Source organism: Corallococcus exercitus, from assembly GCF_003611585.1.
Classification (GTDB): domain Bacteria; phylum Myxococcota; class Myxococcia; order Myxococcales; family Myxococcaceae; genus Corallococcus; species Corallococcus exercitus.
Genome location: NZ_RAVW01000591.1, coordinates 1 through 4,539, shown reverse-complemented (window position 1 = coordinate 4,539; position 4,539 = coordinate 1). Strand labels below are relative to the sequence as shown.

The window sequence follows — 4,539 nt, the reverse complement described above, 5'->3', positions numbered from 1 at the left end:
CCCCGCCATCTGCAAGAGCTCGTTGTTGCCCAGGTGCACGCGGGTGAGGATGTTGCGGCCGCCCTCCACCAGGTTCGTGTAGCGCATGTCGTCGATGACGACCGTGTCCAGGCCCGGCACGTTGAGCGCGCTCTGCCCCGCCGCCGTCATCGCGAGCACGAAGGGCCGGGGCGCCGTGCCTTCGAGGAAGGGACGGATGGCGCGCAGCGGCTCGCCGCCGTGGTAGTGCGCCGCGTGGATCTCCGGCTCGTTCTCGCGCACGTGGGCCGCCACCTCCTCCACCCCGGCGCGCGTGGCCAGGAACACGCCCACGCCGCGCCCCCGGCGCAACACGTCCCGCAGGAAGTCGTCGTCCAGGAAGGACAGGGGCTGGCGGCGCTCCACCTCCACCGTGGCCGCCTTGCGAGGGTCGAAGGAGGACACCTGGAGCACGTCCGCGCTGTCCAGATAGCGCGAGTAGAAGGCCGGATCCACGGTGGCCGACAGCCAGATGAAGCGGCAGCCCACGCGCTTGCCCAGGGCCAGACACAGCTCCAGCTCCGCGGAGGTCTGGTGGATCTCATCCACGATGAGCGTGTCCTCGGGCCGGATGGCGCTGCCCTGGAACCAGCGCCGCGCGATGCCGGTGGTGACGATGACCACGTCCGCGAGCGGCGTCTCCGCGGTGGCCTCCCGCTCGCGGTTGACCACCGCCACCCGCAGGGGCTTGCGGCCCACGAGCTCCTCCGCGATGGGGCGGATGGCGAGCGTCTTGCCCGTGCCGGTGCCCGCGACGATGCCGAACCCCTGCCCGCTCCGGGCCAGCTCGCGGAGGCGTTCGCCGTGGTGCTCCTCCAGGTACGTGCGCAGCTCCAGCCCGAGCGCCAGCTCGATGGTCTCGCACGCGGCGCGCGTGGGCGCGATGACCACCACCCGCCCGCGCTGGGGTGCCACGGAGGAGGAAGCGTCGGCGCGAGGCGGCAGGTATCGGTCGGTGGGTGTACGCACGGAAGCCAGTGATACGCATGTGCGGTGTCCAGGGGAAGCGATTCGCCCGCCCAGGCCTTCGCCGGGGAGGCAGGCAACCGCCGCCAGCAGGCGCCCTGGACGTGGATCCAGTGGGAACGTTGTCCCCTGCCCACTTCCCGCACGGAGCGGTGCTCGGACCGGGGGACCTTCGCGGGCGCCTTGCCCCATGGCTACCTTCCGGTTCAGGAGAACCGGAGGGGGACGATGAAAAGGAAGATGCTGCTTCATGAGCTGCACCCGTCGCTGGTGCACATGCCGCTGGCGTTGCTGCCGACGGCGGCCGTGGCGGACCTCATCGTGGTGAGGACGGGGGACCGCGCCTGGGAGAAGGTGGGGCGCCGCCTGTGGGTGGCGGGCGCGGCGAGCGCGGTGTTCGCCGGGGTGGCGGGCCTGGCCGCGAGCCAGGAGGTGCGCATGGACTCGCCGCGCGCCCGGGACATGACGGTCCTGCACGGCGTGGGCAATGCCCTCATCACGCTGGGCGCGCTGGGCATCATGGCGTGGCGGGTGGCCAAGGCCCCCACCGCCGTGACGACCGCGCTGGGCCTGGGCGCGTGCGCCTTCTCGCTCTACACGGCGTCGCTTGGCGGGAAGATGGTCTACGAGCAGGGCATCGGCATCAACCCGATGCCGGAGGACGCGCCGCAGGGCTCGGTGAAGCAGCCCCTGCTGTTGTCGGCCGAGGCCCCCGTGACGCTCGTGAAGGACGCGGGCCGGGGCGCCGCATGGCTGCTGGGCCGGGCGCGCGCGCTGCTCTGACGGCACGGGCAGGCGCCTCGCGTCCGATGTCCGCCGTGCTCACGAAGGACACCCTTGGGCCTGGGGTGTCCCTTGGGTGCCTCGACACGCAGATTGGCGCTGTCCCGGCCCGCGGGCCTGAGCCAGCCACGGAGCAGGTTCACCACGCACTCCTGGCCTCCGAGCCCGCGTAGCCCATGCGCACCTCCCCTTCCCGGCCCCTCGCGTTCCTCGCCGAAGCGGTGTGCCTGCTGGCGCTCGTGCTGGCGTGCGTGAAGCTGGGCCGGGGCGTCGAAGCGGTGCTCGACCTGGCGCCCTGGGACGAGGCGGACTACCTGCACCGCGCGCTCACGCTGCCGGAGAGCGGGCTGCCGGATCCGGAGTGGGGGCCGCTGTACTCGCTCTGGTACTTCGCGCTCTCGTACGTCTGGCCGGATCCGGTGGCGCTCTACTACGCGAACACCCGGTGGCTCGTGCTGCTGACCTCCGTCGCGGGCTACGCGCTGCTGCGACAGGTGGGGGCGCGGCCCGGGTTCGCGCTGGCCGGAAGCGCGGTGTACCTGCTGTCGCTGGCGCCGCACATCCAGCCGCGCCCCACCCTGCTGGCGCTGCTGATCATCCTGGTCGCGTCGTGCGCCGCGTGCCGGGCCGCCACGCCCGAAGGCGCCTGGGGCCGGCTGGGCGCGGGCTTGCTGCTCGCGTCGTTCGCGCGGCCCGAGGGCTTCCTGTCCTTCCTGTCGGTGTCCGCGCTGCTGGGCCTCCAGCTCGCGCGCCGCGTCCGACAGGAGCCCGCGCGACGGCGCCATGCGTGGGGCACGGCGGTGGCCTACGCGGGGCTCTTCCTCCTCCTGGTGGGCCTGCTGGGCAACCCGTTCGGCAACACCAGCAACCGGCGCTTCTACGCGTTCTGCCAGCACTTCGCGGACGGCCTCGCCCGGCGCACCGGCCAGGTGCAGGTCGACCCCTGGTTCCGATGCGAGCAGGTGCTCCAGCCCATCTTCGGAAATGCGAGCACGCTGGGAGACGCCCTGCGCGCGAACCCGGGCGCGTTCCTCGCGCACGTGCGCTGGAACCTGGAGCGGCTTCCCGACGAGTCGCTCAAGGTCTTCACCTACGGCTACGGCGACGTGCCGCCCATGCCCCGGAACGGAGCATGGACGCGCGAGCAGGTGGCGCACGTGCTGCTCCTCGCCGTCGTGCTGGCGCTCCCGCTTGGGGCCTTCGCCCGGCGTGGGAGGAAGGCGATCCAGGCCCTGGCGACGCCGCGGGTGGCATGGAGCGCGGTCGCGGCAGCCGTGGTGATCCTCCCTGGCATCGTGTCCTCGGTCCTGTTCCAGCCCCGGCAGCACTACCTCGTCATTCCGGGCGTGATGGGGCTGGCGCTGCTCGCACTGATGAAGCACGCGCTGGACGTGCCCGGCCCGCACCCGGTTGAGGCGCCGTCCCGCGGGGTGGGCAGCGTTGGCGCGTTGGGAGGAGCCGCGCTGCTGGCGGTCCTGGTGATGCTGGCGGTGCCCGGCCCTGCACCCGCTCCCGATGGCCGTTCCGCGCCGCGGAGGGAGCTGCTCCAGCAGGTGCGGGCCGTGCGGGCACTCGGGCTGGGCAGCCACGTCGCGGCAGGAGGCTCGCTGGGCGTCCTGGACACGCAGGGCGGGCTGCCGGTGTACCTGGGAGTCCCCTTCCGGCGCGTTCCTCCCTGGACGCGGCGCCCGGGTGAGTCCTTCACCCAGTACCTGCGCCGCGAGCGCATCGAGCTCGTCTTCCTGGACCACAAGCTGCGCGAGGAACCCCGCTTCGCGAACGACCCCTCGCTGGAGTCCTTCCTCGCGGCACCGGGTGCGTTCGGCTACGCCATGCGGCACCTTCCCGGAACGGACGCCGTGCTCGCGCTGCCGGCGACCTGGGCCATCAGCGGGGCCGGAGCTGTCCCGGAAGGCGGCCACACAGGCACGCCCCACGCCTCTCCCTGAGCTCACGGCGAACAGGGGGTGATGGGTGCGTCGAGTTGCACCGGAGAGGCGCCGCCAACCCGCCCTGCCGTGATTGGGACGGGGGGCCTGACGCAGGGTCGGGAGCTTCCTCAAGGCCCGGCTCGAAGGCTTACCTCGAAGGCTGGAGGGAGACGGCGGATGACCACACGACTCGGCTCGCTTTTCCGCAGGGACCCGGCGGACGTCCAGGGCGCGTACTTCCTGCTCACGGGCCTCTGGCCCCTCCTCCACCTGCGGAGCTTCTCCCGAGTCACCGGCCCGAAGCCGGAGGGTTGGCTGGTGAAGACGGTGGGCGGGCTCGTGAGCGCGATTGGAGTGACGCTTCTCTCCGCGCGACGACACGGGCGCGTCACCCCGGAGCTCCGGCAGCTCGCCATCACGAGCGCGCTGTCGCTCCTAATCATCGACGTGTACTACGCGGGCAAGCGGAGGCTCTCCCCCGTCTACCTGGGTGACGCGGTGCTGGAAGCAGCGCTCGTGGCGGCGCAGTGGCGGGCGCGGGCGGACGTGCCCGTGAAGGTCCTGCCCCGGCGGCGCCCCCCTCCGCCATCCCTGTCCGGCGCCGGCGTGCACGGTCGCTGGGACATCCTGCCCGGAGAGTCACGCGACATGTCGGGACGGCTCGACAAGGTGGCCGAGGGGTCGATGGCGTCGTTCCCCGCCAGCGACCCGCCCTCCTTCATGGGCTGAAGCGGCGCGTCCCCACGCGCGTGATGAACACCGCGTGGGGGACTTGAACCGCGAGCCGGTGGCTCGCCAATCCATCGCGCCGGTCTCGTCAGGGTCAGCGGTTCATGCCGCC

3 protein-coding genes and 1 pseudogene are annotated in these 4,539 nt (G+C 72.5%); 3 read left to right on the top strand and 1 reads right to left on the bottom strand.

The window, feature by feature from the left end:
* Nucleotides 1-933 (bottom strand): annotated as a pseudogene (locus D7W79_RS39190) (DEAD/DEAH box helicase); the annotation flags it as partial.
* A 279-nt stretch (nucleotides 934-1,212) separates the two neighbouring features.
* Between D7W79_RS39190 and D7W79_RS39185 the strand changes: the two are divergent.
* The 3 genes from D7W79_RS39185 (at nucleotide 1,213) to D7W79_RS39175 (ending at nucleotide 4,427) form a co-directional block, all read left to right on the top strand.
* Nucleotides 1,213-1,767: a DUF2231 domain-containing protein gene (locus D7W79_RS39185; RefSeq protein ID WP_120530335.1), complete on the top strand. Its 555-nt coding sequence runs from the start codon at nucleotides 1,213-1,215 to the stop codon at nucleotides 1,765-1,767.
* Between the two features lie 176 nt (nucleotides 1,768-1,943).
* On the top strand, nucleotides 1,944-3,716 hold the full coding sequence (locus D7W79_RS39180; RefSeq protein ID WP_120530334.1) for a hypothetical protein: 1,773 nt from the start codon (nucleotides 1,944-1,946) through the stop codon (nucleotides 3,714-3,716).
* Nucleotides 3,717-3,875: 159 nt separating this feature from the next.
* Complete coding sequence (locus D7W79_RS39175) at nucleotides 3,876-4,427, top strand: hypothetical protein (RefSeq protein WP_120530333.1); 552 nt, start codon at nucleotides 3,876-3,878, stop codon at nucleotides 4,425-4,427.
* Nucleotides 4,428-4,539 lie beyond the last annotated feature (112 nt).